Genomic DNA, 23,275 nt, shown 5'->3' with positions numbered 1-23,275 from the left:
GACCATTAATACTGACAACGAGCCGCAGTGCCGACTTTTATTCTCAACTTCCATCCTAGCACATAGCTATTAGCTTTGATCGATGCTGCCGCTCCCGCCACCGGAGCAGATAAACTAGACTAGAATGCTGCCCTATAAAATGCCCTAATTATGAGTTTATCCCCCCATCCGATCGAAACTGCCCTAAAAACCCTGGCAGGGAAAGCGGAAAATTCCATCGAACAAACAACAACCCTAGAAGACTTAGAACAGCTAAGGGTGAATTATCTCGGTAAGAAAGGAGAATTATCGCAGATTTTACGCGAAATGGGCAAATTAAGCCCCGAAGAGAGACCGCGCCTCGGTGCGATCGCTAATGAGGTAAAAGAATTAGTACAATCGCTGCTGGAATCCCAGCGAGAAAGTCTCCAGAATGCCCAAATTAAGGCGAAATTAGCGGCGGAAACCCTCGATGTCACCCTACCTGCTCTTAGCCGTCCTTTAGGGCGAATTCACCCCTTAAATAGCACAGTTGATCGCATGATCGATATTTTCGTCGGTCTGGGTTACAGCATCGCCACTGGGCCGCAGGTAGAAAGCGATTATTATAATTTTGAGGCTTTAAATATCCCTGCTGACCATCCGGCCCGGGATATGCAGGATACTTTTTTCTTGAGGGATGGTCGTTTATTGCGGACCCATACCTCCCCGGTGCAGATTCGCTACATGGAAAGTCACGAACCCCCGATTCGGATTGTGGCCCCGGGCCGGGTTTATCGTCGCGATACCGTGGATGCAACCCATTCCGCGGTTTTCCATCAAGTGGAATTATTAGCGGTGGACCGGGGATTAACTTTTACGGATTTGAAAGGAACAATTAAAGAATTTCTTAAGCAAATGTTTGGGGCCGATTTACCAGTTAAATTCCGCGCTTCCTACTTCCCTTTTACTGAACCCTCGGCCGAGGTAGATGTGCAGTGGAAAGGCAAATGGTTGGAGGTGATGGGCTGTGGTATGGTGGATCCCAATGTCTTAAAAGCAGTCGGTTATGACCCCCAAATCTATACGGGTTTTGCTGCTGGTTTTGGCGTGGAAAGATTTGCTATGGTATTACATGAGATAGACGATATTCGCCGTTGTTATAATAGCGATATCCGCTTTCTCCGCCAATTTTAGGGGGATAAACCCGATGGTCAAGAGTGAAGATTTAACCAAAAAAAGACTCCTATCCGTGGCTTGTCATCGAAAATTTGGGTCGGAAACCCCGCCGTTTTACGACGGCTTTACCGTTAAATATTAGCGCATTTACACGATATATGCTAAAATGTGAGACATGGAAAAAGCCTATTCTTACCGATTTTACCCAACACCCGAACAAGAGTCGCTATTGCGGCGCACTTTGGGATGTGTAAGATTAGTTTACAATAAGGCTCTCCATCTCAGAACACAAGCATGGTACGAAAAGCAAGAAAGAGTAGGCTACGCTCAAACTTCTTCAATGCTAACCGATTGGAAAAAACAAGAAGAATTAGAGTTTTTAAACGAAGTTAGCTGTGTACCCTTACAACAAGGGTTAAGACACCTACAAACAGCTTTTACTAATTTCTTTGCTGGTCGTACTAAGTATCCTAACTTTAAGAAAAAACATCAGGGAGGAAGTGCCGAATTTACCAAGTCAGCCTTTAAATTTAAAGACAGACAAATCTATTTAGCTAAATGCACAGAACCTTTACCTATTCGATGGTCAAGACAAATCCCAGAAAGCTGTGAACCAAGTACAGTAACAGTCAGATTACATCCTTGTGGACGTTGGCATATCTCAATAAGATTTGATGACCCAACAATTAAGCCATTACCAGTAACAGATAAAGCCATTGGAATTGACTTAGGAATTAGTAGCCTCGTGATTACCAGCGATGGCGATAAAGTATCTAATCCCAAGCATTTTAAGAAACATTATCGGAGACTGCGAAAGGCCCAAAAAAGCCTTTCTAGAAAACAGAAAGGGTCAAAAAATCGGGAAAAAGCGAGAATCAAAGTAGCCAAGATTCACGCTCAAATCACCGATAGCAGAAAAGACCATTTACATAAGCTAACCACTCAATTAGTTCGGGAAAACCAAACGATTGTGGTTGAGAATTTAGCCGTCAAGAATATGGTCAAAAACCCCAAGTTATCTCAGGCAATATCTGACGTTAGTTGGGGAGAAATCACTCGACAATTAGCCTATAAATGCCGTTGGTATGGCAGAAATTACATCGAAATAGATAGATGGTTTCCTAGCTCTAAAAGGTGTAGTAATTGCGGGTATATTGCTGAGAAAATGCCGTTAAATGTTCGAGAATGGGATTGTCCAGACTGTGGGACACACCATGACCGAGATATTAACGCCAGTAAAAATATTTTGGCCGCAGGGCTTGCGGTGTCAGTCTGTAGAGCGACCATAAGACCAGAACAGAGTAAATCTGTTAAGGCAGGTGCGAAAAATCCTTCGGGAAAGAAGCAGAAACTCAAATCGTGAGGTTTGGGAATCGCCGTCCGTTTACGGCGGTGAGGATGTCAATTCTGATGATGGAACGGTGAAGGAAAACGCCAAAGAAGCTTTAAACTTTCACCTGAATATGTGGTTATACTACCTAATTGCTGGGATTCTGGTTTGGGTTTTAATCGGTTATTTGCTCTTACCGATTCTTGCTGTGGTGAATATTGTTCTTCCCATTCTTGCTATCCTGCAAGTCTGGAAAGATGCTTATAAGGTTTTCCGTTATCCTTTTATTTTCCGGGTTCTGTAATTAATTATCGGGGTTGAAACCTGTTCAACCCTTTTTTAGTCCTATTCCCACTAGAAAAATAGCCTCTGGAGTTTATGACTAAAATTGTCATCATCGGTGCGGGGATAGTGGGGGCTACCATTGCCTACGAATTAAGCGCCATCGAAGGATTAGAAATTACCCTCATCGATGAAAAAAAACCGGGACAAGGAGCAACCGGGGCAGCTTTAGGGATTTTAATGGGGATTATCAGCCATAAAACTAAAGGTAGAGCCTGGAAACTGCGGCAAGAAAGTTTAAAACGTTACGAAACCCTCCTTCCTGAGCTAGAATCCCTCACCGGACTGACTATTCCCTGTAACCGTGATGGTATTGTCCTACTGCGATCGAGTGCCGAAGACGAAGAAAATTGGCGCAAGTTAGCCCAAATACGCCAAGAACAGGGATATTGTCTAGAAATCTGGGATAAAGAGACTTTAAACCAAAAATGTCCCCAAGTGGCCAGCGATCATCTCCAGGGTGCTATCTATTCTCCCAGTGATCATCAAATTAACCCAGTCCTGCTCACGGAGGCTCTCGTCACTGCTGCGGCAAGAAGGGGGGTTAAATGTCAATTTGGGGTAAAAGTTGAAAATTTTGGGAAGACAGAGCTTCATGGCTCTAATTTGAGGCAATGCACCCACGTTTATAGTTTTAATGGTATAGAGGAAAGCGACTTTTTGATTCTTTCTGCGGGAATCGGTTCCACTGCTTTAACTGAAACTCTTACCCATCCAGTGGAGATCCGACCGGTTTTAGGGCAAGCTTTACAGATAAAATTGACGCAAACCTTAGAAAGTTCCGATTTTAAGCCGATTTTAACGGGAAATGACCTGCATATTCTGCCTTTGGCCGGAGCAGAATACTGGATTGGAGCAACGGTGGAATTTATGGACGAAAAGGGCGAAATTATCGCCGATACTGCCCTATTAGAGCAAGTGTATCAACAGGCGATCACTTTTTGTCCCTCTTTGGCTGCGGGTGCGATCGTGCGTACTTGGTCCGGTAAGCGACCGCGACCGGAGAAAAAATCCGCTCCCATCATCGAATATTTGCCCGGATACGATAACGTTATTCTGGCCACGGGACACTACCGCAACGGGGTTTTATTGGCCCCTGCTACCGCTAAAATCGTCAGGGAAATGTTAAGTGATAAGTTAGGGTTGGCTGAAAAAGTTTGTTGATGGGGTTAGGAGTCGGTCGTCAGTATTCTCCGAGTCAGGGGATTATTTTTATTTATTCTCCCCTCTCCCCTCTCTACAATAATTACTCGCAGCCAGAAATACGTTGGGTTAATATCATACTTTGTGCTTTTTGTCAAAAAAACTTTTTTTTTGCAATAAAACTACATAAAAAAAAGATCATCGTTGTGGGTGAAATTGACTGATTTACCCGTCTTGATTAGGATCACCTTCTAGGTATGGCAAGGGTTTCAACCACTGCTGCCCAAAAAAGCACAGAAAAACCCATTATGAAATTCTATCAAATCGCTGTAACCTTGATAACATCGTTGTTAAATAAAAATCTTTCTCAATTAATTCTTAAGAATTTATAAATATTGCGGAATGTTAATTTAAATATTCTCAAGTTTTTGCAGTCAATAAATAATTTTTGCTTATCTTTGTCGGAAAATAGAACTCTCGCAACAATCCAACATCTACCATTGGGTTAGGAGTCAGTTATCAGTTATCAGTTATCAGTTCACTGAGAAAACTCCCCACACCCTACACCCTAAACCCTACACCCCACACCCCACTTCCACAATTCCCCAATTCCCCACTCCCTGCTATCGGCAGCCGATGACCCTATCTGAACAAGAAAGACAACAACTCTGTGACACTGCTCGGGAAGTGGCGAAACTTTCCTATTCTCCCTATTCCCGTTTTCGGGTGGGGGCGGCGGTCTTGACAAATAAAAAGATTTATGCTGGTACTAATGTGGAGAACGCTAGTTATGGCTTGAGTTTGTGCGCGGAAAGGGCAACTTTAGCGCAAATAATCGCAGCGGGCGATCGAGAAGTACGGGCGATCGCTATAGCCTGTATCGATGGGAAGAATGATATTAGTCAGTTAACTCCCTGCGGAGCCTGTCGTCAATGGATAGCCGAATTAGCACCGCAAGCAGAGATTATTGTCTGTGGAACCCAGCAAAATTATTGTTTTAATCTCTCGGATTTACTGCCTTTTTCCTTTCGTTTTTAACTGTGGGTAAAGTATAGGGTTCAAGGTACTACAACAACGGCTAAGATAACTGGTATAAGAGCCATGATCTGACAAAACATTAGTATCTAGTAAATACTTGAGAGTCATAAATGAACATCTCTCCCCGTTGACTTGTCCCGTAAATTATCAAAAGTATCATCATCAAGACTTGCCAAATCTACCCTTTGCCTAAAATCTTGCAAGGCTGACCAAAAATCATTAACCTCTCTAATTTCTACTAATATCTCTTCATTATCGGGAAAATCAACTTCCTCTAATAACTCAATAATTTTGCCTTTTTTAATTCCTTTAACTAACATAATATCAACTCCTTCTAAATGATCTGTATCGTAGAATTCAACATAGAGAGAATCATCAAAAATAGTTTTTGCTTCCTCAATTGAGACTTCGTGCTTTGATAGATTGCGTTCTGCCTTATTTTTATCCCAGTCAAACTGCATAAAGCCATTATACTGCTACTCACTGAAACTGATGGCACATTTTTGATATATTTTGTCTATTACTTGAACGTAATATATTCAACTGTATTGAACCATAGATCTGGTTCAGAAGCACAAGTAAATTTCCAGTGGGGCTAAAGCTGACAAATATTACTAAAATCTCGCTAACTTGAAGATATGCTACTTGTCTTAGGCTGCTTTATCTCCAACAATTAAGGGGCTAATAACTAGATTTTATCTCCTCCCGTAGCGACATTTTTAAATCTTTCTTGGGCAGCAGAAAAAGCCTCTTTCATCACCCTTTGAATCCTCTTAGGATCGGGTTTTTTACCCCCCATTAAATCGCCAAAATAGACACAAGCGCCCTCTCCTAGGGCCCAGGTATAGGCAGCAGACCAAGAAGCGGCGATGACACTGCCAAAACCGGGGATAAATTTCACTAATTCCCGACCGATGGCCTGGGCCAAAAAGCCGCCAGCGATCGCACTGACGACTCCGCCGGCTTGGGATGGGGTTAAGACTTGACCGTATAATTTGCCTAAAACCCCCACCATTGACACTTGTAGGGCGGTTAACACGGGCATAGTCGCTAAGGGTAAGGGAATCGCCGCCAAGGTTCCCGCTATCACGGAAAAGGCTAACATATAGCGTCGGGCCACGTCCCGATAGAGATGGCCTAATTTATCGCTGGTTTCCCGATCTAAAAGTTGGTGGATGGTGTTAGCCTCAGCTTTTGGCAATAAATCAGCTAAATTGTCTCTAAATGCCTCTAAACCGTAAAAAACAGGGTTGTAACCGTCTTCCTCTAGGGTAAAATCTATTAGCACAGAATTGTCATATAAATCCTTAAAAATTTCTTTAATTTCTTGATAGGCGCGATTGATATCCTCGAAATCGGGAGGATAAGGGGGATGATCGGCGATATTAGGAGGATAAAGCTGATGAAGGCAGGTTACAGCCAGTAAACAGGGGATTTTAGGATATTTTTGCCGCAGTTGTTTGGTAATTTCCAGAAGGCTATCGGTGGCAAAATCATCAATTTTTACCGTCACGATAAAAACCTGGGCGCGTCCCGTATTTTCAGCTAAATCTGCCAATAATTCCGCGATTATCGTCTCTGTGTGTTGATAGGCATCTCCTAACCCCACCGTATCGGTAAAAATCAACAGGGGTAAATCTTCTGCGGGGTAGGTGTAGCGCTGGGTGTTTTGGGTGTGGGGACGGAAACCTTGCCCGACGATTTCCGCCGAAACTCCCGTTATTCCCCGAATAATCGAACTTTTTCCCGTTTGCGGTTTACCGATTAACAGCGCCTCGGTGGTGGGTAATTCTTGACGGACTTTTTCTAAAATTTCCGCTACTTGACTATCACTGACACTAAACCACTGGAGGACAGTATTAGTCAACTGGTCGATGGGGAGTCTTTTCATCACTTCCCCCGTGAGACTATTCCAAGTATTGACCAAAGAATCAATGGGCAGTTTATCAGTCATGGGGATTAGAAGGGTTTATGATAACTAAAATAGAGATTTTCAGCGATAGAATCAGACGATGACAAAAGCCGCAATAACCCCGCAAGACTTATCATGGCCTTTCTGGCCAATTGTACCACTTTATCCCTACGGTCAAAGACGGACAATTCGCCAAGAAGTGGTGAAAGATACGCTCTGGACATTTGAGCAATTGCAGGGTATTTTCTATGTGGTTGTGCCGATTCGCATGACGGTAATTAGGTTAGCATCCGGGGGTTTATTTGTTTATGCACCTGTGGCCCCGACTCCGGAATGTATTCGCTTAATGCGTGAGTTGGAAAGTGAACACGGGGAAGTTAAATATATTATTTTGCCTACGATTTCTGGGATTGAACATAAGGTTTTTGTTGGTCCTTTTGCCCGTTATTTTCCTAAGGCTATAGTTTATGTTGCTCCTAATCAATGGAGTTTTCCTCTTAATTTACCTTTGAGTTGGTTGGGTTTACCGGCAAAACGAACGGAAATTTTACCTGCTGACTCGACAACTACTCCTTTAGGAAAAGATTTTAGTTATGAAATTTTACCCGCAATTGATCTGAATGTGGGGTACTTCTCGGAAGTGGCTTTTTTTCATCACTACTCTCAAACTCTGCTGCTAACCGATGGCATTATTTCTATCCCAGAAAATCCTCCCGCTATTTTAGAATTAGACCCCTATCCGCTGCTGTTTCACGCTAAAAATACGGCTAAGGATCTGGTGGAGGATACCCCAGAAAATCGCCGTCGGGGTTGGCAAAGAATTTGTCTTTTTGCTCTTTATTTTCAACCTCCTGTTTTAGCTGTTCCCAATTGGATTAAGGTCTTTCTAGATGCTTTTACTGCTAAGGAAAAGAGTAAAAAAGCCTATTTTGGTTTATTCCCTTTTCAATGGGGGGATGATTGGCAAAAGACTTTTTTAAATTTGCGTCGCGAGGGTAGGTTAATAGTCGCGCCAATTTTGCAAACTTTGATTCTTAATCGCAATACTGACGAGGTTAGTCAATGGGTTGATAGAATTGCCCAATGGCCGATTAAACAGGTTATTCCTTGTCATTTTGCTAGTCCAATTCAAGCTGATAGGCAAGAGTTTCGCCAGGCTTTTTCTTTCTTGTTAAAAGATTCTTATTTACCTAAAGATGACTTGGAATGTTTAGAAAGTATTGATAGTTTTTTAGTGCGCTGGCGATTGACTCCTCCTCCTGATAAAAAATTGTAATTTATGGCTAAGAACTGCTATAATGTATGCGGTTGTTAGTTGATTGCTAATCAAGGTCATGCAAATTCCCGAAAATCCCAGTAATGATGACATCAGAGAAGCGTTGATTCAATTGCGAGAAGAACTTGGTCAAAAAGTTGACCGCTTAGAATATAAATTTGATGCCTATCAAAAAGGTACAGATGGTATGGTGAGAATGGCTACTACTATCATCATTGCCACCGCTTCTGTGGTGGTTTTATCTAGTCTTAGTCCTGCGGTGACAGCAATTATCACCGCTTTATATTCTGCTAATGCTCATTAATTAATTTATCGCTAAATTCTGGTGCATTAGGCTACCTTTCTTGAATTTTTACCCGTTTGTTTAATTGATTCATAGTCAAGGAAATCACCAGATTAAAGAATAAATAGGTGGCCATAACTACTATTAACATCTCTACAGCTTTTCCTGTCTGATTAGCGATGGTACTAGAGATAGCATAAATATCATTATAACCGATAGCGATCGCTAAACTAGAGTTTTTAACCAGATTTAAACATTCATTAGTTAAAGGAGGAATAATCACCGGCAAAGCTTGGGGAAAAATCACTAATCTCATTACTAATAAAGGTTTTAATCCCAAGGCTTTAGCTGCTTCCCATTGTCCCCGATTAACCGATTGAATCCCTCCCCGTACCGTTTCCGCAATAAAGGCAGCTGTATAAACAGTTAAACCGATTAGGAGAGTAGCAAACTCGGAAGAAAGATGTAAACCGAAGTCAATATTTTGATTAAGAGGATTAACTTGGGGACTTTGCCATTGTAAACCCCAAATTAGGGGAATTATAACTAGGATTAGTAGGCTAGTTAGGCATAAACTAAGTTTATTTTTTAGGTATAAAAATACTGAGATAATTATTCCTAAAATAATGATAGCTAAGGCTAACCATGTCCTGAAACTATTAGCGGGAAAAGGTAAATAGACTCCTGAGTTATTTAAAAATACCCTGCCAAAAAACTCTAAAGATTCCTCAATTTTCGGCAGTTTCAAAAATACAGCAAAATACCAGAAAAATAATTGTAATAATAGGGGAGTATTGCGAATAGTTTCCACATAAATTGTTGCTAACTGACGAATTAACCAATTATCCGACAAGCGACCTAACCCGATGACTATTCCCAGACTAATCGCCAAAAATATGCCAGTAATCATAATGCGGAGGGAATTAACTAATCCCACCAAAAGAGCGCGAAAATAGGTATCGGTGGGACTGTAGGCAATAGGAGAGTCACCAATAGCAAAAGAGGCTGGTCGGTCAGTATCAAAGAGAAAGCCAAAGCCAAAACTTAAGCGTAAGCGTTGGAAATTAATCACTAAATTGCGACCCAAAAACCAGAAAATTAGGCAGACAATTAGCAGGATAATTACCTGTAAAAAAATCTTCTGAAATCGCTCATCGTACCAAAAAGAGTTTTTTTGAGGTAAGGTCATAATGGGTTCATCTCAATTTTGTCGAAATATCTATATTACATTTGGACGCACGCGATGCGCCCCTACCATTGGCACGATAATATTATTGTAGGCGCGAATGGCATTCGCCCTCTTTTAATAACTTCTGCTGCTAACCTATATGTGAGAGAAAGTCACAAAGATAAGATGCACCCAGTCATATTGATTGGATAATTGTTAATTTTTCACAAAAGAAATCGGTGACTTTTGGCCACCGATTGAGAAAATCAAAAAATATTTAGATAACCCCCAGACGGGAGAGACCGAGGATGACACCGGCGCCGAGGACATGACCAAAACTGGTAGTACCCAGTAAAGCGCCTAATCCCATACCACCGAATAAAGCGGGGGAAGGTAAAGCAGGACCGACATTTTGTTGTTTAATAGTCGCTTTACCGAAAGCAATAGCGAGAATATTGCAGATAATCATGACAATCGCCACTTTGGGACTCCATTCGCTGGAACCTTGCACGGCGGTGGCGGCCATTAATAGGGTTGAGTACATTGAAATTCTCCTGAACAGGTCGTTTTAAGTTTTTAATCTTAAAGGTAGTTTTCACCCCACATCACGCCCTGTTGCAATACTTAATAATCAAAAGCAGAGGAGTCAACCATACAGCCGATTCGTTTCCACTTCCGAACTACTCGCTTAGTACAAATTCAAGTTTAAGCCTACTTCTCTAGCGAAGACGGCTAATCCTTTCTTTTCAATGGTTTTGATAGCTTTGGTGGAGATGCGTAGTTTTACCCAACGGTTGCCTTCCGACCACCAAACTCTTTTCCATTGTAGGTTAGCTTCTTGTAATTTTTTGGTGCGACGGTGGGAGTGGGACACCGCATAGGCGTTATTGGCCTTTTTCCCCGTCATAGTACAGACTCTAGACATAATTTACTCCTGTGCGATCGATGTTTGTCAATAGTCAACCTTTCTAGTTTAACTCAAATCTCGCCAGAAGTCCCCCCCTTCCCCTGGGTGAAGTGAACGGAGATAAATTTAACAGCAAGTGGGGGGATTAAGAAGTTGATTAAACCGGTTCACTGCTCAGACAATTTCGACAATTGCCTCAAAGGTAATGGTGAGAATATTGTCAACAAATTTAGCTGTAATTTTTTACTGAATAAAAAATATTTTAATAAGTTTTACATAGTTTCTAGTATTCTGGTTAATTCATTTTTATTTTTCCACAATTTTACTTGAAAATCTTGGTATATTTTGGCGATAAAAGGGGCTTGATTACCTTGAACTATTTTTTCGATTTTATCGATTGTTTCGACAAAAATATTAATCATGGTTTGACGAGGTAAGTTGCCAGAAACTAGAACAAATACTTGAGCCTGATAACGGGCTATCTGTTGAACTTCTAAAATATTTCTACCAATGTTTACATCTTTAGTTAATACTATCCATCCTCTTTGACTAACAATAGGTAGCCACTCCGTATCCGGTGCATCTGGCGCAAAATGGGCATGATGAAATTCAATTTTAACCCCTATTTCTTGCAAAGCTTCACCGATAGACTTTCCTAAAGCGCGGTCGATAAAATAGGTGTATTGATAGGTCATGCCGCTTGCCAATTGGACTCGAATAAAATCGCTTTTTCAATTTGCCAAGGTTGACAATTATAATCATTGGCAATATCTTCTATAGAGTCCCCCGCATCATAAAGTTCTGTGACAACTTTAGTGGGAATTCCTGTTCCTGTGATCACGGGGTTTCCGAAGGAAATATTAGGATCTATCTTTAGGACTTTATTGCTGAAGTCTTCCCCATTTATGTCGATAGTGGGAAAAAGCCGTGTGGCGATATCTTGTTCATCCCATTCAATACGAGTTAAGAGATTATTTAAGAATTGTTTCATCGTCAATTGTCCCGAACGGGAGGCATTAATTAAATGTTCAAATTGTTCAATAAAAAGGTCAATTCCATCGGTACTAAATTGTTTTTGAACTAGAGGATGATCGGTGTTAAATTGTTCACTAATATAGTCTAGGGCCAGTCTAACTTTATCGAGAGGGATGTTATGAATTTTGCGAATAACTCTTAAAACGTGCGCTTCCACTAAGTTAGTAAAGGAAAGTTGCGGAATATTCAGATTAGGTCGTTGAATGAGGGGTAAAAACTCTTTTTGTCCTTTTTTTGTGGGGTAGGTGCGTCCTCGTACCCACGTTCTCAGAGTGGGCAAAGGAATATGGAGATAGCGCGCAGTATCGGCTATAGTGTAGGTGGGAACATGATAGAGATGCTCTAGAGATAAGGGAGATGATGCTTTGACCATCGTTAATATTTTGGTGAAGTTGTTGAGATGAGATTATCGCCTATTATTTCATTCTAGCTAATTTTGGTATCCTTGAGGATAGGGATAAAGCAGGATGAGGGCATCTCAGTGGACATTGGGGGCAAATGAGGTTATATTTTATCTAGAGAAGAACGTTTGTATGCAACACTGATAATGAGTAACTCACTGCCAAAATATCTAGAGGAAATCACAGGCATTTATCAACAGGGTAAGGCCACAGAACACAGTTATCGTCCTGCTTTAAAAAAATTAATTGAATCCCTAAATAATAACCTACAAGCTCTCAATGAACCCAAAAGGATTGCTTGTGGCGCTCCAGATTTTGTGATTAATCAGGGTATAGTAGAAATTGGCCATCTGGAAGCAAAAGATATCGGAACTTCTCTCAAAAAGGTTGAAAATACTCCCCAAATAAAACGTTATTTACAGGCTTTGGGTAATTTAATTATCACCGATCATTTAGAATTTCGTTGGTATGTATCGGGAGAATTGCGTCTATCAGCTGCCGTGGCAAGTCTTAATCAAAAAAAGCAAATTAAACCTGATTCCCAGGGTATTTTACAAGTAGAACAATTGTTCTGTCAGTTTTTCCTCTCAAAAGTTATTCAGATAACAACACCGCGAGAATTAGCGAAAAAAATGGCCGCTTTAGCGCAGTTAATTAGAGACGCAATCGGCCAAGCTTTAAAAGATCAAGATTGCGGGGGAATGTTGCGGCAACAATTGCAATCTTTTCAACGAGTTTTAATTAGTGATCTCAATGAAGCGCAGTTTGCGGATATGTATGCACAAACAATCTGTTATGGTTTATTCGCAGCACGCTGTAATACGGATCAAATAAGTTCTTTTTCCAGGGAAACGGCAGCATTTCGACTACCGAAAACTAACCCTTTTTTGCGGGGAATTTTTCATCAAATTGCTGGTACAGAATTAGATGAGCGGATTACTTGGGCCGTGGATACTCTAGCCACTATTTTACAACAAACCGACATGGATGGTATTCTTAGCAGCTTTGGAAAACGCACGCGCAAGCAGGATCCTGTGGTTCACTTTTATGAGACTTTTTTAGCAGAATACGATAGCAAAATGCGTGAGTCTAGGGGGGTTTATTATACCCCTGAACCCGTGGTTTCTTACATGGTTCGCAGTGTGGACTATATTCTAAAAAATAAGTTTCAGATTCCTAAAGGTTTGGCCGATGCTAAAAAAATTACGATTAAAAATCCTAATAATAGCCAAGAAACTCAGGAAGTTCACCAAGTTTTGATTCTCGATCCTGCTGTGGGAACTGGCACTTTTTTACACTCTGTTATCGACCATATCTATGATAGTTTTCGTCAACAGAAAGGGATGTGGTCTAGTTATGTCAGTAAACATTTATTACCCCGTCTCTTTGGGTTTGAATTACTGATGGCTCCCTACACCGTGGCACACATGAAATTAGGTTTACAACTTCAGGAATTAGGCTATGATTTTAGTGCCGATGAACGCTTGGGAATCTATCTCACTAACACCCTACAGGAAGCTTTTCAAATTCCCCCTGCTGACGGTTTTTTAAATCGCATTCGCGATGAAGCAGAGTCAGCGCAAGGTGTTAAGCAAGAACATCCTGTTATGGTGATTATTGGTAATCCTCCCTACTCTGGACATTCCGTAAATACAGGAGAATGGATTAAGGAATTATTGAAGGGAAAAGATATTATTTCTGGAGAAAAAACTGCTAGTTATTTTGAAGTAGATGAGCAACCTTTAGGCGAAAAAAATCCCAAATGGTTAAATGATGATTATGTCAAATTTATTCGCTTTAGTCAATGGCGCATCGAGAAAACTGGTTACGGAATTTTAGCTTTTGTTACTAATCATGGTTATTTGGATAACCCAACTTTTCGGGGAATGCGTCAAAGTTTATTAAAAACTTTTGATGATATTTATATCCTCGATTTACACGGCAACAGTAAGAAAAAAGAAATCTGTCCCGACGGTTCACCCGATCAAAATGTGTTTGATATTCAGCAAGGTGTAGCTATTGGTATTTTTATTAAATATCACAATATTTCTTCAAATTTAGCTAAAGTTTATCATGCTGATTTATGGGGCAAAAGAGAGATGATTGAGAATCAAGTTATTGTCGGTGGTAAGTATCATTGGTTAGATGAAAATGATCTTTATTCTACTTCTTGGCAAGAATTACAACCTGATTCTCCTTTTTATCTATTTAAACCTCAGAATATTAATCTGCGCTCGGAATATGATCAATTTTGGAAGATTACTGAAATTATGCCAGTTAATAGTGTTGGTATCGTCACAGCTAGAGATAGTTTAACAATTCAATGGAGTGAAAAAGAAATTTGGGATATAATCAATGATTTTGTCAATCTCAGTCCAGAAGAAGCTAGAATTAAGTATAATTTAGGTAAAGATTCTCAAGATTGGAAGATAGATTTAGCACAGAAAGATGTTAAGCAATCAAATTTATCTAAAGATAACCTCTTACCCATTTCATATAGACCTTTTGATCAAAGATATACCTATTATACAGGTAATTCAGGTGGGTTTCACTGTAGAGCAAGAATTGATACTATGCGTCACCTAAAAGAAAATAATTTAGGATTTCATATATGCAGACAAATAGTCAGTGAAACTTGGCAACATATTTTAATTACTAATCAGCTTACAGACGATTCCTATGTTTCAAACAAAAGTAGAGAAAGAGGATACACTATGCCATTATATTGTTATCCTGAAACTCAGGCAGAGAAAGACATGGGAATGTCTCGCCGTCCCAATCTAGCGCCAGAATTTATTAAGGAACTTTCGGCAAAACTTGACTTAGAATTTATCAGTGATGGCAAAGGAGACGAAAAGAAAACCTTTGGACCAGAAGACATTTTTAACTATATCTATGCGGTCTTTCACTCTCCCCAATATCGCCAACGTTACGCCGAATTTTTAAAAATAGACTTTCCTCGTGTTCCTCTCACCAGTAATCAAGAATTATTCTGGGAATTAGTCAAAAAAGGTGACAGATTAGTACAGTTACACCTGATGAAAGCAACGGGAAAAGAAATTAGTAGCTATCCCGTGGCGGGTTCTAATCTAGTCGAACAGGTGAAATACGACGAAAATAAACAACAAATTTCGATTAATTCTGACCAGTATTTTGCGGGGATTCCGCCCCAAATTTGGAACTTTTATATCGGCGGTTATCAAGTGTGTCAGAAGTGGCTAAAAGACCGCAAAGGTCGCCACCTTAGCTACGACGACCTAGAACATTATCAACAAATTATCTCCATTTTGGGCGAATCGATCGCAATTATGGAAACTATAGATATAATTATCAATAAATATGGTGGTTTCCCCTTTAGTTAAGCCACCAGTGAGAGAAGATTAATACTAAATCCGTTGACTGTAGGCTACATATTGGGAGAGGTAAAAGGGAGAATAAATAATCAGTACAGGTGCAAGATTTTGAGAGAATCGTGCTTCAAAACCTTGGGTTTTCATCGGCCCGCGTCCTGTAGGGGCGAAGCATTCGGGCAATAACCTATCGGTGAAACCGTAGATTTTCTATCCGAATGCTTCGCCCCTACTTTTTGCCGCAAACCCTAGATTGATATTTTATCGCAGGTTTCAACCACAGATAAAGCGTCTTCTAGGTTATATTTATTAGGGTTTCTCTTCCTTTTTTGTTGCGGTTGCCTTTTAAATTTATATTGAAATGTCTCAAAAATTTTGGCGTTGTCAAATTGAAAGATGCTCCGAATCAGCACCGGAACTGAAATTACTTTGATAGGAAAGATTACATGGCATCTTGACAATTAGTGTTTAATGAACGAATAGTGCCGATAGTTGGGCTTAAGTGGGGAACAAGAGTCGCTCGATTTAGCAGTGGAATTAGCCCTACAATCGGCGTAGGGCTAATTCATGAATTAGCCCTACAATCGGCGTTGTCAAATTGAAAGATGCTCCGAATCAGTTGGGAGCATTGCATCTTTCCTCTTCTGAATCTGACAACGCCGTCCCTGTTCACCGATAAATGATTCTCCACTCCCAACGAGAGTGATACAATTGTTAACACCACAGACCAAGAGCCAATCGAAGCGAGAGAATAAAAACTGCTATGTTAAAAGCCCTACTCGGAGATCCCAACGCCCGCAAAATTAAAAAATTTCAGCCCCTCGTCACCGAAATCAACCTGCTGGAAGAAGACATTAAAAACCTATCCGATGAGGAATTAAGGGGCAAAACCAGCGAATTTAAGGAAAGATTAGACAAAGCGAGAAATTATGACGAAAGAGAGGAGATTCTCGAGGAAATCCTCCCCGAAGCTTTCGCCATTGTCCGGGAAGCGGGAATCCGAGTCTTAGGGATGCGTCACTTTGACGTGCAGTTATTGGGGGGAATGGTACTGCACAAAGGACAAATCGCCGAGATGAAAACCGGGGAAGGAAAAACCCTGGTTGCCACACTCCCCGCTTATTTGAATGGATTGACCGGAAAAGGGGTTCACGTCGTCACCGTTAACGATTATCTCGCCCGTCGTGACGCGGAATGGATGGGGCAGGTACACCGCTTTTTAGGGTTAAGTGTGGGACTAATTCAAGCCGGCATGAGTCCAGAAGAAAGAAAGAAAAATTATGCCTGTGACATCACCTACACCACTAACAGCGAACTCGGCTTCGATTATCTGCGCGATAACATGGCTACAGTGATGGGGGAAGTTGTCCAAAGACCCTTTAACTACTGCGTTATCGACGAAGTGGACTCCATTCTTATCGATGAGGCCAGAACTCCATTAATTATATCAGGACCGATCGATCGACCCACAGAAAAATATATTCTCGCCGCCGAAATCGCCAAGCAATTAGTGCGCCAAGAAGTAGAAGACGGACCGGGAGACTACGAAGTTAACGAAAAAGACCGTAACGTTTTAATGACCGATGAAGGCTTTAAAAGAGCGGAAGAACTATTAGAAGTCACCGATTTATACGACCAAGAAAATCCCTGGGCGCACTATATTTCTAACGCTATTCGTGCCAAAGAACTCCAGAAAAAAGACGTTAACTATATCGTTCGCAGTGGTGAAATTGTTATCGTTGATGAGTTCACGGGACGGGTATTACCGGGCCGACGTTGGGGCGATGGTTTACATCAGGCAGTGGAAGCTAAGGAAGGGGTAGAAATTCAACAGGAAACCCAAACCTTAGCCACGATTACCTATCAAAACTTTTTCCTACTCTATCCGAAATTATCCGGCATGACCGGGACGGCCAAAACCGAAGAAACGGAACTAGAAAAAGTCTATAACCTGCAAGTAACAATTATTCCCACTAACCGCGTTTCTCGTCGGCAAGATTTAGCCGATGTGGTCTATAAAAATGAACAGGCAAAATGGAACGCCGTCGCTGAAGAATGTCAACAAATGCACGAACAGGGTCGCCCGGTTTTAGTCGGTACCACCAGTGTGGAAAAATCGGAAGTGCTTTCGCTTTTATTACAGGGAAGAAAGATTCCCCATAACTTACTTAATGCTCGTCCGGAAAACGTGGAAAGGGAATCGGAAATCGTCGCCCAAGCAGGCCGGGCCGGAGCCGTAACTATTGCCACGAACATGGCGGGACGGGGAACCGATATCATTCTCGGTGGTAACTCCGACTATATGGCCCGATTGAAAATTCGCGAGTATTTAATGCCCAAATTAGTTATGCCCGAGGATGACAATTTGGCCTTTAGTTTACCCAGTTTAGGAGAACGCAATCGCCCGCAAGGATTCGCCCCGGGTAAGAAGAAAAAAAACTGGCGCGCCTCGGCGGAAATTTTTCCCACCGAGTTACCGAAAGAGGTAGAAAATGCCCTGAAAGAAGCGGTTAAATTTGCCGTTGATACCCACGGAACTCAAAGTTTACTCGAATTAGAAGCAGAAGAAAAAATCGCTATCGCAGCCGAAAAAGCTCCCACGGATGACCCGGTTATTCAAAAGTTACGCGAAGTCTATAAATTAATTCGCAAAAGTTATGAAGATTACACAGGCAAAGAACACGATGAAGTAGTAGAAAGGGGCGGACTGCACGTTATCGGGACGGAACGCCACGAATCCCGCCGTATTGACAACCAATTGCGAGGCCGGGCGGGCAGACAGGGCGACCCCGGTTCTACACGCTTCTTTTTAAGTCTAGAAGACAATTTATTGCGGATTTTTGGGGGCGACCGCGTGGCGGGTTTAATGGATGCCTTCCGGGTGGAAGAAGATATGCCCATTGAGTCGGGAATGTTAACTCGTTCCCTGGAAGGAGCGCAAAGAAAAGTGGAAACCTTCTATTATGATGCCAGGAAACAGGTGTTTGAATACGACGAGGTGATGAATAATCAACGGCGCGCTATTTATGCCGAACGTCGTCGGGTTTTGGAGGGGATGGACCTAAAAGAACAGGTGCTGCAATACGCCGAAAAAACCATGGATGAAATCGTCATGGCTTATATTAATCCTGAACTGCCGGCAGAAGAATGGGATTTAGAAAAACTGATTAGTAAATCTCAGGAATTCGTCTATCTGTTGGCAGATATTACCGCTAAAGATATCGAGGATATGAGTGTTAATGATATCAAGATGTTCCTACACGAAGAAGTTCGCAAAGCCTACGAAATTAAGGAACGTCAAGTGGATAATATTCGCGCCGGTTTCATGCGCGATGCCGAACGTTATTTTATCCTGCAACAAATCGATATGTTATGGCGCGAACACCTGCAAGCTATGGAAGCTTTACGCGAGTCGATTGGTTTACGCGGTTACGGTCAAAAAGACCCCCTAATTGAGTATAAACAGGAAGGCTACGAGATGTTTTTAGAAATGATGATTGATATCCGTCGTAACGTGGTTTATTCTCTGTTCCAATTCCAACCGCAAGGACAACCCCAAGCAGTGGCTAGTGAGTGAACAGTAAAAATTAAAGGTTGGTTTAAATTGGGGAGAATTGGCTAAGGCTGATTCTCTCATTTTTTTCTACCGAGAAATCAGTCACCTACAATCCACACTAGGACTAAAATTATCAGTCCCATTACTCCATAGGACAGCAACGACCCCAAAGAATTGAGGATTTGTATGGGAAAATGAATCAAAACTTGGTAAGTAAAATCCGTAACTGCCAGCAAGGCAGTGAAAAATATAGTCACAAGTGTTATCATATTTAATATCTTCTCAATCTGATAGAATAAATGGCTATCCTTTGCGGGAATCGGCAGTGGATAGTCAGAAGTTAGGAGATTATCCCCAAGAAAATTCTACCGCAATTTGGGTGCATCTCACATTTGCAGAAACACCGACAATGAGGACTGCTCTATGAATATTCGTATTGGTAACGGCTACGATATCCACCGATTGGTAACAGGAAGACCTTTAATTTTAGGAGGAGTAGAAATTGCCCATACTGTGGGTTTATTGGGTCACAGTGATGCCGATGTCTTAACCCACGCTATTATGGATGCCATGCTGGGTGCGCTTAGTTTAGGCGATATCGGTCATTATTTTCCCCCCACAGACCCACAATGGCAAGGGGCGAATAGTTTAAAATTATTAGAACAAGTTAATCAATTAATTATCGATAAAGGTTGGCAGATTAATAATATTGATTCGGTAATTGTTGCCGAAAAACCGAAAATGAAACCCCACCTTAATGCGATGCGAGCCAAATTAGCAGAAACTCTCAAGATTAATCCAGAACAGGTGGGAATTAAAGCCACTACTAACGAACAATTAGGACCTGTGGGACGAGAAGAAGGTATCGCAGTTTATGCCGTGGTTTTATTGGTTAAGGAATAAGTAATTAGTAAAAATTTGCTGAGATTAAGTATCCATAACTTATGAATATAGACACAAAAATCTTAGAAACTGTCGAAACAATGCCAGAGTTCTTAAAAATAGAGCTGCTTCACTATGCTGAATATTTGATGGCCAATTATCAATCAGATGTTATTATAGAGAAACCTTCTCTTAGAAAACGTCGTTCAGGAATTTTACAAGGTACATTTACCTTACCTTTGTCTGATGATTTTGATGAGTCTTTGGAAGATTTTCAGGAATATATGTGATGACATCTTTTCTTCTGGACACCCATACTTTCATCTGGTTAACTGAAAACGATTCTAACTTGCCTAATAATCTTCGGGAGGAAATTGATTTTGCTCCTGAAGTTTATGTCAGTATTGTTAGTCTCTGGGAAATCGCGATTAAGTTAAATTTAGGTAAGTTAGCCCTACAAAAAAGTTATGAAACCATTGAAACTAAACTAGAAGCATCAGATATAACCTTACTGTCTATATCATTTTCTGATACTCTAAAAATTTGTACTTTACCCTTGCATCACCGTGATCCATTTGATAGAATGCCAATTGCTCAGTCTCTAAACAGATCGCTAATTCTAATTAGTAAAGATACTAAATTTGATGCTTATAATGTACCAAGAAAATGGACATAATACCCCGTCCGGCTCAATTCTATTCAAGATGAGAGCAAGATAAATTTCCTAATTCCCCATAGACTTCTAACATTCATTGCTAAATTCTCTCTATGACTGCCATTATCCAACAAATAAAAGAGCGTTTTTCCCAATCCCTAGTTAAATCCTTTGGGGAAAACTTTGCCGCTACCGATCCTCTAATTGTCGCCGCTAGTAACCCCCGTTTTGGCGATTATCAATGTAATATTTCCCTCTCTTTAGCCAAAGAATTAAAACAAAAACCGCGGGAAGTGGCGACAACTTTACTAAAAAATCTAGAGATAGATGATCTCTGTCAACCCCCCGAAATTGCCGGACCTGGTTTTATCAATCTTACCCTTAAACCCAGTTATCTAGAAACCCAATTAAAAGACCTAATTACTGACAACCGTTTAGGAGTTGCCACTGCTAACCCCAGTCAAAAAATTATTGTCGATTTTTCCAGTCCCAATATTGCTAAAGAAATGCACGTCGGTCACTTGCGATCGACTATAATTGGTGATTGTATTGCTCGGATTTTGGAATTTCGTCATCATCAAGTAATTCGTCTTAATCACGTCGGGGATTGGGGTACTCAATTCGGGATGTTAATCACCTATCTACAAGAAGCTTATCCTAGCGCTTTAACCCAAGCAGATGCTCTTGATTTAGGGGATTTAGTTAGCTTTTATAAAAAGGCTAAAATTCGTTTTGATGAAGACGAAAACTTTAAAGAAACTGCCCGTCAAGCCGTAGTAAAATTACAGTCAGGTGATCCTCAAAGTCGTCAAGCATGGCAGTTACTTTGTCAACAATCACGACGGGAATTTCAGAAAATCTATGATATTCTCGATATAAAACTGACGGAAAGGGGGGAATCTTTTTATAATCCCTACCTTGAGACAGTAATCAGAGAATTAGATCAACAGGGATTGCTAATAGAAGACAATGGCGCTTTATGCGTCTTTCTCGATGGTTTTACCAACAAAGAGGGGGATCCTCTGCCCCTAATTGTCAAGAAATCCGACGGCGGTTATAATTACGCTACCACCGATTTAGCGGCAATTTGTTATCGAGTGCGTGAAGATAAGGCCGAAAGAATAATTTATGTTACCGATGCTGGACAAGCTAACCATTTTGCCCAAGTATTTCAGGTGGCTAAAAAAGCGGGATTTTTACCCGATAATGTGGCAGTGGTTCACGTCGCTTTTGGATTAGTTTTAGGGGAAGATGGTAAAAAATTAAAAACTCGTTCCGGGGAGACGGTAAAATTACAAGAATTACTCGATCAAGCGATCGCCTATTCCCTAGCTGACTTAGAAAAAAGACTGGCAAGCGAGGAAAGAGAAGAAACTGGCGATTTTATCGCTAAGACTGCCGAAACTGTCGGTTTAAGTGCCGTTAAATACGCCGATCTCAGCCAAAATCGCAATAGTAACTACGTTTTCAGTTACGACAAAATGCTCAATCTGCAAGGCAACACCGCCCCTTATATGCTGTACGCTTACGCTAGGGTCCAGAGTATCAGTCGCGAAGGTGGTATTAATTTTCAGGATTTAAGTGCCAATTCACCGCTAATTCTCAAGGATGAAAGCGAATTAATTCTGGCTAAACAATTACTGCAACTGCCGGAAGTAATTAGTGCAGTGGAAGAGGATTTATTACCCAATCGTTTATGTGATTATCTTTATGAACTCAGTAAAAAGTATAATCGTTTCTACGAAAATTGTCCCGTTCTGAAAGCAGCAGAACCGATTAAAACCTCTCGTTTAGTTTTGTGTGATTTAACGGCAAGAACCCTAAAATTAGGCTTATCTCTCCTGGGAATTCCCGTTTTGGAAAGAATGTAAATCAGTTATCAGTTATCAGTTATCAGTTATCAGTTATCAGTTATCAGTTATCAGTTATCAGTTGACAGCAAAAAACGACCCAATTCATAATTGATAATTCATAATTGATAATTGATAATTCATAATTGATAATTCATAATTCCCACACCCCACACCCTACACCCTACACCCTACACCCTACACCCTACACCCCTTGCATTGCGTATCCTTGACAAAACTGGGTGCTATTTTATACCCAGAAAAAGTGTACTATGCTGACGTGAAAAAACCCGACTTTTTGCTAACCTAGATATAGCTCTAATCAGAGCCAATATCTTTGGGGGAAGCTTAGAGATTAATCTAGTTAAACTGACTCATGACGTTATCTTATTGTCGTCTGTTGCCTATTAGCTTTCAGGTGATAACTCGGAGATCGGGAATTAGTACAAAAGTTCAGATTTCCTCTCCGCAGCCCCAGCGTTCCTGTGTAGTCTTAACGAGTAATTTTATCCCAGAGATGTTATCGTTAAAGCGGTCAAATGTCCGAACGTCCTAGAGGATTTTCGGGAAAGAGCATTTGCCCTGTCGTAATCTCAGATAGAACCTTATGAGTCAATCAATTGAAGATAAAGCTATGGCCGATGCTGATGTATCAGATTATACCACAAATAAAATAATTGTCTCTAATTGGATCGCCCCTTGGTCGAAAGGCAATCGGAAAAATCCGTCACCGCAACCAAAATGGGATTTATGGCAACCCCTGCGGCAACGAATTGATCGCCTAGAAATCAATACACCTGAACTAGCTCACAGGATTTGTCGTCTAATTCCGGCTCAATGTCCCTTTGCGCGGAAAATTAACCTATTTAGCTGGACAATTCTAGAGATTCCCCCCCTTTGCAAGCTAAATCCCCTCTACGAAAACCTGATGATGTTAAGATTTCGCGCTCTTTCTTACCTGGCCGATGAATGTGGAGAGGATATCGGTGCTTACTGCTAAAATAGGAGAG

22 protein-coding genes and 1 pseudogene are annotated in these 23,275 nt (G+C 41.0%); 15 read left to right on the top strand and 8 right to left on the bottom strand.

Annotated features, from left to right (window positions below):
• The first annotated feature begins 150 nt into the window (after positions 1–150).
• The 5 genes from pheS (at position 151) to cdd (ending at position 4,990) form a co-directional block, all read left to right on the top strand.
• On the top strand, positions 151–1,155 hold the full coding sequence (gene pheS / locus ACQY1Y_RS13335) for a phenylalanine--tRNA ligase subunit alpha (RefSeq protein WP_002732180.1): 1,005 nt from the start codon (positions 151–153) through the stop codon (positions 1,153–1,155).
• Between the two features lie 157 nt (positions 1,156–1,312).
• Complete coding sequence (locus tag ACQY1Y_RS13330; protein ID WP_430012929.1) at positions 1,313–2,500, top strand: RNA-guided endonuclease InsQ/TnpB family protein; 1,188 nt, start codon at positions 1,313–1,315, stop codon at positions 2,498–2,500.
• Positions 2,457–2,771 (top strand): DUF4870 domain-containing protein, encoded by a 315-nt coding sequence (locus tag ACQY1Y_RS13325; protein WP_235614745.1) that lies wholly within the window; start codon positions 2,457–2,459, stop codon positions 2,769–2,771. The genes ACQY1Y_RS13330 and ACQY1Y_RS13325 overlap by 44 nt, the downstream gene beginning before the upstream one ends.
• 74 nt (positions 2,772–2,845) lie before the next feature.
• Complete coding sequence (locus ACQY1Y_RS13320) at positions 2,846–3,973, top strand: NAD(P)/FAD-dependent oxidoreductase (RefSeq protein WP_430012928.1); 1,128 nt, start codon at positions 2,846–2,848, stop codon at positions 3,971–3,973.
• Between the two features lie 615 nt (positions 3,974–4,588).
• Positions 4,589–4,990, top strand: coding sequence for a cytidine deaminase (gene cdd, locus ACQY1Y_RS13315; RefSeq protein ID WP_430012927.1), 402 nt, complete (start codon positions 4,589–4,591; stop codon positions 4,988–4,990).
• A gap of 104 nt (positions 4,991–5,094) precedes the next feature.
• Here the strand turns inward: cdd and ACQY1Y_RS13310 are convergent, their stop codons facing one another.
• The 3 genes and pseudogenes from ACQY1Y_RS13310 to ACQY1Y_RS13300 all read right to left on the bottom strand — a co-directional run bounded on the left by ACQY1Y_RS13310 (position 5,095) and on the right by ACQY1Y_RS13300 (position 6,944).
• The gene (locus ACQY1Y_RS13310) at positions 5,095–5,310 is read right to left on the bottom strand and encodes a hypothetical protein (RefSeq protein ID WP_024970209.1); all 216 of its coding nucleotides are present in this window, start codon (positions 5,308–5,310) and stop codon (positions 5,095–5,097) included.
• A 57-nt stretch (positions 5,311–5,367) separates the two neighbouring features.
• Positions 5,368–5,451, bottom strand: a pseudogene (locus ACQY1Y_RS13305) (BrnT family toxin); the annotation flags it as partial.
• A gap of 227 nt (positions 5,452–5,678) precedes the next feature.
• On the bottom strand, positions 5,679–6,944 hold the full coding sequence (locus ACQY1Y_RS13300; RefSeq protein ID WP_430012926.1) for a YcjF family protein: 1,266 nt from the start codon (positions 6,942–6,944) through the stop codon (positions 5,679–5,681).
• A 58-nt stretch (positions 6,945–7,002) separates the two neighbouring features.
• Between ACQY1Y_RS13300 and ACQY1Y_RS13295 the strand changes: the two genes are divergently transcribed.
• Together ACQY1Y_RS13295 and ACQY1Y_RS13290 are read left to right on the top strand one after the other, a co-directional pair.
• Positions 7,003–8,178 carry a DUF4336 domain-containing protein gene (locus tag ACQY1Y_RS13295; RefSeq protein ID WP_430012925.1) on the top strand — a complete coding sequence of 392 codons (1,176 nt, stop codon included), beginning with the start codon at positions 7,003–7,005 and terminating at the stop codon, positions 8,176–8,178.
• A gap of 58 nt (positions 8,179–8,236) precedes the next feature.
• Positions 8,237–8,482 carry a hypothetical protein gene (locus ACQY1Y_RS13290; protein WP_004157920.1) on the top strand — a complete coding sequence of 82 codons (246 nt, stop codon included), beginning with the start codon at positions 8,237–8,239 and terminating at the stop codon, positions 8,480–8,482.
• Between the two features lie 31 nt (positions 8,483–8,513).
• Here the strand turns inward: ACQY1Y_RS13290 and ACQY1Y_RS13285 are convergent, their stop codons facing one another.
• The 5 genes from ACQY1Y_RS13285 to ACQY1Y_RS13265 all read right to left on the bottom strand — a co-directional run bounded on the left by ACQY1Y_RS13285 (position 8,514) and on the right by ACQY1Y_RS13265 (position 11,944).
• On the bottom strand, positions 8,514–9,650 hold the full coding sequence (locus ACQY1Y_RS13285; RefSeq protein WP_430012924.1) for an amino acid ABC transporter permease: 1,137 nt from the start codon (positions 9,648–9,650) through the stop codon (positions 8,514–8,516).
• A gap of 256 nt (positions 9,651–9,906) precedes the next feature.
• The gene (gene psaK / locus ACQY1Y_RS13280) at positions 9,907–10,173 is read right to left on the bottom strand and encodes a photosystem I reaction center subunit PsaK (RefSeq protein ID WP_002734065.1); all 267 of its coding nucleotides are present in this window, start codon (positions 10,171–10,173) and stop codon (positions 9,907–9,909) included.
• A 144-nt stretch (positions 10,174–10,317) separates the two neighbouring features.
• On the bottom strand, positions 10,318–10,554 hold the full coding sequence (gene rpmB, locus ACQY1Y_RS13275; protein WP_002732080.1) for a 50S ribosomal protein L28: 237 nt from the start codon (positions 10,552–10,554) through the stop codon (positions 10,318–10,320).
• A 254-nt stretch (positions 10,555–10,808) separates the two neighbouring features.
• Positions 10,809–11,231: a hypothetical protein gene (locus tag ACQY1Y_RS13270; RefSeq protein WP_002793510.1), complete on the bottom strand. Its 423-nt coding sequence runs from the start codon at positions 11,229–11,231 to the stop codon at positions 10,809–10,811.
• Positions 11,228–11,944, bottom strand: a complete 717-nt coding sequence (locus ACQY1Y_RS13265; protein ID WP_430012923.1) for a DUF433 domain-containing protein — start codon at positions 11,942–11,944, stop codon at positions 11,228–11,230. The genes ACQY1Y_RS13270 and ACQY1Y_RS13265 overlap by 4 nt, the downstream gene beginning before the upstream one ends.
• 174 nt (positions 11,945–12,118) lie before the next feature.
• Here ACQY1Y_RS13265 and ACQY1Y_RS13260 point away from each other — a divergent pair, with 174 nt between their 5' ends.
• The 8 genes from ACQY1Y_RS13260 (at position 12,119) to ACQY1Y_RS13225 (ending at position 23,265) form a co-directional block, all read left to right on the top strand.
• Positions 12,119–15,334: a type ISP restriction/modification enzyme gene (locus ACQY1Y_RS13260; RefSeq protein ID WP_430012922.1), complete on the top strand. Its 3,216-nt coding sequence runs from the start codon at positions 12,119–12,121 to the stop codon at positions 15,332–15,334.
• A 751-nt stretch (positions 15,335–16,085) separates the two neighbouring features.
• A complete protein-coding gene (gene secA, locus ACQY1Y_RS13255) occupies positions 16,086–18,899 on the top strand; it encodes a preprotein translocase subunit SecA (protein WP_430012921.1) in 2,814 nt (937 codons plus the stop codon).
• A 238-nt stretch (positions 18,900–19,137) separates the two neighbouring features.
• Positions 19,138–19,305: a hypothetical protein gene (locus ACQY1Y_RS13250; RefSeq protein ID WP_430012920.1), complete on the top strand. Its 168-nt coding sequence runs from the start codon at positions 19,138–19,140 to the stop codon at positions 19,303–19,305.
• Entirely contained in the window at positions 19,302–19,781 is a 480-nt protein-coding gene (gene ispF, locus ACQY1Y_RS13245; RefSeq protein WP_045361179.1) for a 2-C-methyl-D-erythritol 2,4-cyclodiphosphate synthase, read from the top strand. The genes ACQY1Y_RS13250 and ispF overlap by 4 nt, the downstream gene beginning before the upstream one ends.
• A gap of 41 nt (positions 19,782–19,822) precedes the next feature.
• Positions 19,823–20,050, top strand: coding sequence for a type II toxin-antitoxin system VapB family antitoxin (vapB, locus tag ACQY1Y_RS13240; protein ID WP_002750932.1), 228 nt, complete (start codon positions 19,823–19,825; stop codon positions 20,048–20,050).
• Positions 20,050–20,436 (top strand): type II toxin-antitoxin system VapC family toxin, encoded by a 387-nt coding sequence (locus ACQY1Y_RS13235; RefSeq protein WP_430012919.1) that lies wholly within the window; start codon positions 20,050–20,052, stop codon positions 20,434–20,436. The genes vapB and ACQY1Y_RS13235 overlap by 1 nt, the downstream gene beginning before the upstream one ends.
• A gap of 92 nt (positions 20,437–20,528) precedes the next feature.
• Complete coding sequence (argS, locus tag ACQY1Y_RS13230) at positions 20,529–22,286, top strand: arginine--tRNA ligase (RefSeq protein WP_002733341.1); 1,758 nt, start codon at positions 20,529–20,531, stop codon at positions 22,284–22,286.
• A 586-nt stretch (positions 22,287–22,872) separates the two neighbouring features.
• Positions 22,873–23,265, top strand: a complete 393-nt coding sequence (locus ACQY1Y_RS13225; protein ID WP_002750927.1) for a Mo-dependent nitrogenase C-terminal domain-containing protein — start codon at positions 22,873–22,875, stop codon at positions 23,263–23,265.
• Positions 23,266–23,275 lie beyond the last annotated feature (10 nt).

The sequence above is a fragment of the Microcystis ichthyoblabe FBCC-A1114 genome, from assembly GCF_050500245.1.
In the GTDB taxonomy this organism is placed as follows: Bacteria; Cyanobacteriota; Cyanobacteriia; order Cyanobacteriales; family Microcystaceae; genus Microcystis; species Microcystis ichthyoblabe_A.
The sequence above is the reverse complement of the archived record's forward strand: the minus strand, read 5'-3'. Positions and strand labels throughout refer to the sequence as shown.

What these genes read in the sequence shown, in the direction of transcription:
- secA (WP_430012921.1), top strand. Translation starts at nt 16,086, where the DNA reads ATGTTAAAAGCCCTACTCGGAGATCCCAACGCCCGCAAAATTAAAAAA.
- ACQY1Y_RS13270 (WP_002793510.1), bottom strand. Translation starts at nt 11,231, where the DNA reads ATGACCTATCAATACACCTATTTTATCGACCGCGCTTTAGGAAAGTCT.
- pheS (WP_002732180.1), top strand. Translation starts at nt 151, where the DNA reads ATGAGTTTATCCCCCCATCCGATCGAAACTGCCCTAAAAACCCTGGCA.
- ACQY1Y_RS13330 (WP_430012929.1), top strand. Translation starts at nt 1,313, where the DNA reads ATGGAAAAAGCCTATTCTTACCGATTTTACCCAACACCCGAACAAGAG.
- cdd (WP_430012927.1), top strand. Translation starts at nt 4,589, where the DNA reads ATGACCCTATCTGAACAAGAAAGACAACAACTCTGTGACACTGCTCGG.
- ACQY1Y_RS13295 (WP_430012925.1), top strand. Translation starts at nt 7,003, where the DNA reads ATGACAAAAGCCGCAATAACCCCGCAAGACTTATCATGGCCTTTCTGG.
- ACQY1Y_RS13290 (WP_004157920.1), top strand. Translation starts at nt 8,237, where the DNA reads ATGCAAATTCCCGAAAATCCCAGTAATGATGACATCAGAGAAGCGTTG.
- ACQY1Y_RS13300 (WP_430012926.1), bottom strand. Translation starts at nt 6,944, where the DNA reads ATGACTGATAAACTGCCCATTGATTCTTTGGTCAATACTTGGAATAGT.
- ACQY1Y_RS13285 (WP_430012924.1), bottom strand. Translation starts at nt 9,650, where the DNA reads ATGACCTTACCTCAAAAAAACTCTTTTTGGTACGATGAGCGATTTCAG.
- ACQY1Y_RS13260 (WP_430012922.1), top strand. Translation starts at nt 12,119, where the DNA reads ATGAGTAACTCACTGCCAAAATATCTAGAGGAAATCACAGGCATTTAT.
- ACQY1Y_RS13310 (WP_024970209.1), bottom strand. Translation starts at nt 5,310, where the DNA reads ATGTTAGTTAAAGGAATTAAAAAAGGCAAAATTATTGAGTTATTAGAG.
- vapB (WP_002750932.1), top strand. Translation starts at nt 19,823, where the DNA reads ATGAATATAGACACAAAAATCTTAGAAACTGTCGAAACAATGCCAGAG.
- ACQY1Y_RS13235 (WP_430012919.1), top strand. Translation starts at nt 20,050, where the DNA reads ATGACATCTTTTCTTCTGGACACCCATACTTTCATCTGGTTAACTGAA.
- ACQY1Y_RS13265 (WP_430012923.1), bottom strand. Translation starts at nt 11,944, where the DNA reads ATGGTCAAAGCATCATCTCCCTTATCTCTAGAGCATCTCTATCATGTT.
- ACQY1Y_RS13320 (WP_430012928.1), top strand. Translation starts at nt 2,846, where the DNA reads ATGACTAAAATTGTCATCATCGGTGCGGGGATAGTGGGGGCTACCATT.
- argS (WP_002733341.1), top strand. Translation starts at nt 20,529, where the DNA reads ATGACTGCCATTATCCAACAAATAAAAGAGCGTTTTTCCCAATCCCTA.
- rpmB (WP_002732080.1), bottom strand. Translation starts at nt 10,554, where the DNA reads ATGTCTAGAGTCTGTACTATGACGGGGAAAAAGGCCAATAACGCCTAT.
- ACQY1Y_RS13225 (WP_002750927.1), top strand. Translation starts at nt 22,873, where the DNA reads ATGAGTCAATCAATTGAAGATAAAGCTATGGCCGATGCTGATGTATCA.
- ispF (WP_045361179.1), top strand. Translation starts at nt 19,302, where the DNA reads ATGAATATTCGTATTGGTAACGGCTACGATATCCACCGATTGGTAACA.
- psaK (WP_002734065.1), bottom strand. Translation starts at nt 10,173, where the DNA reads ATGTACTCAACCCTATTAATGGCCGCCACCGCCGTGCAAGGTTCCAGC.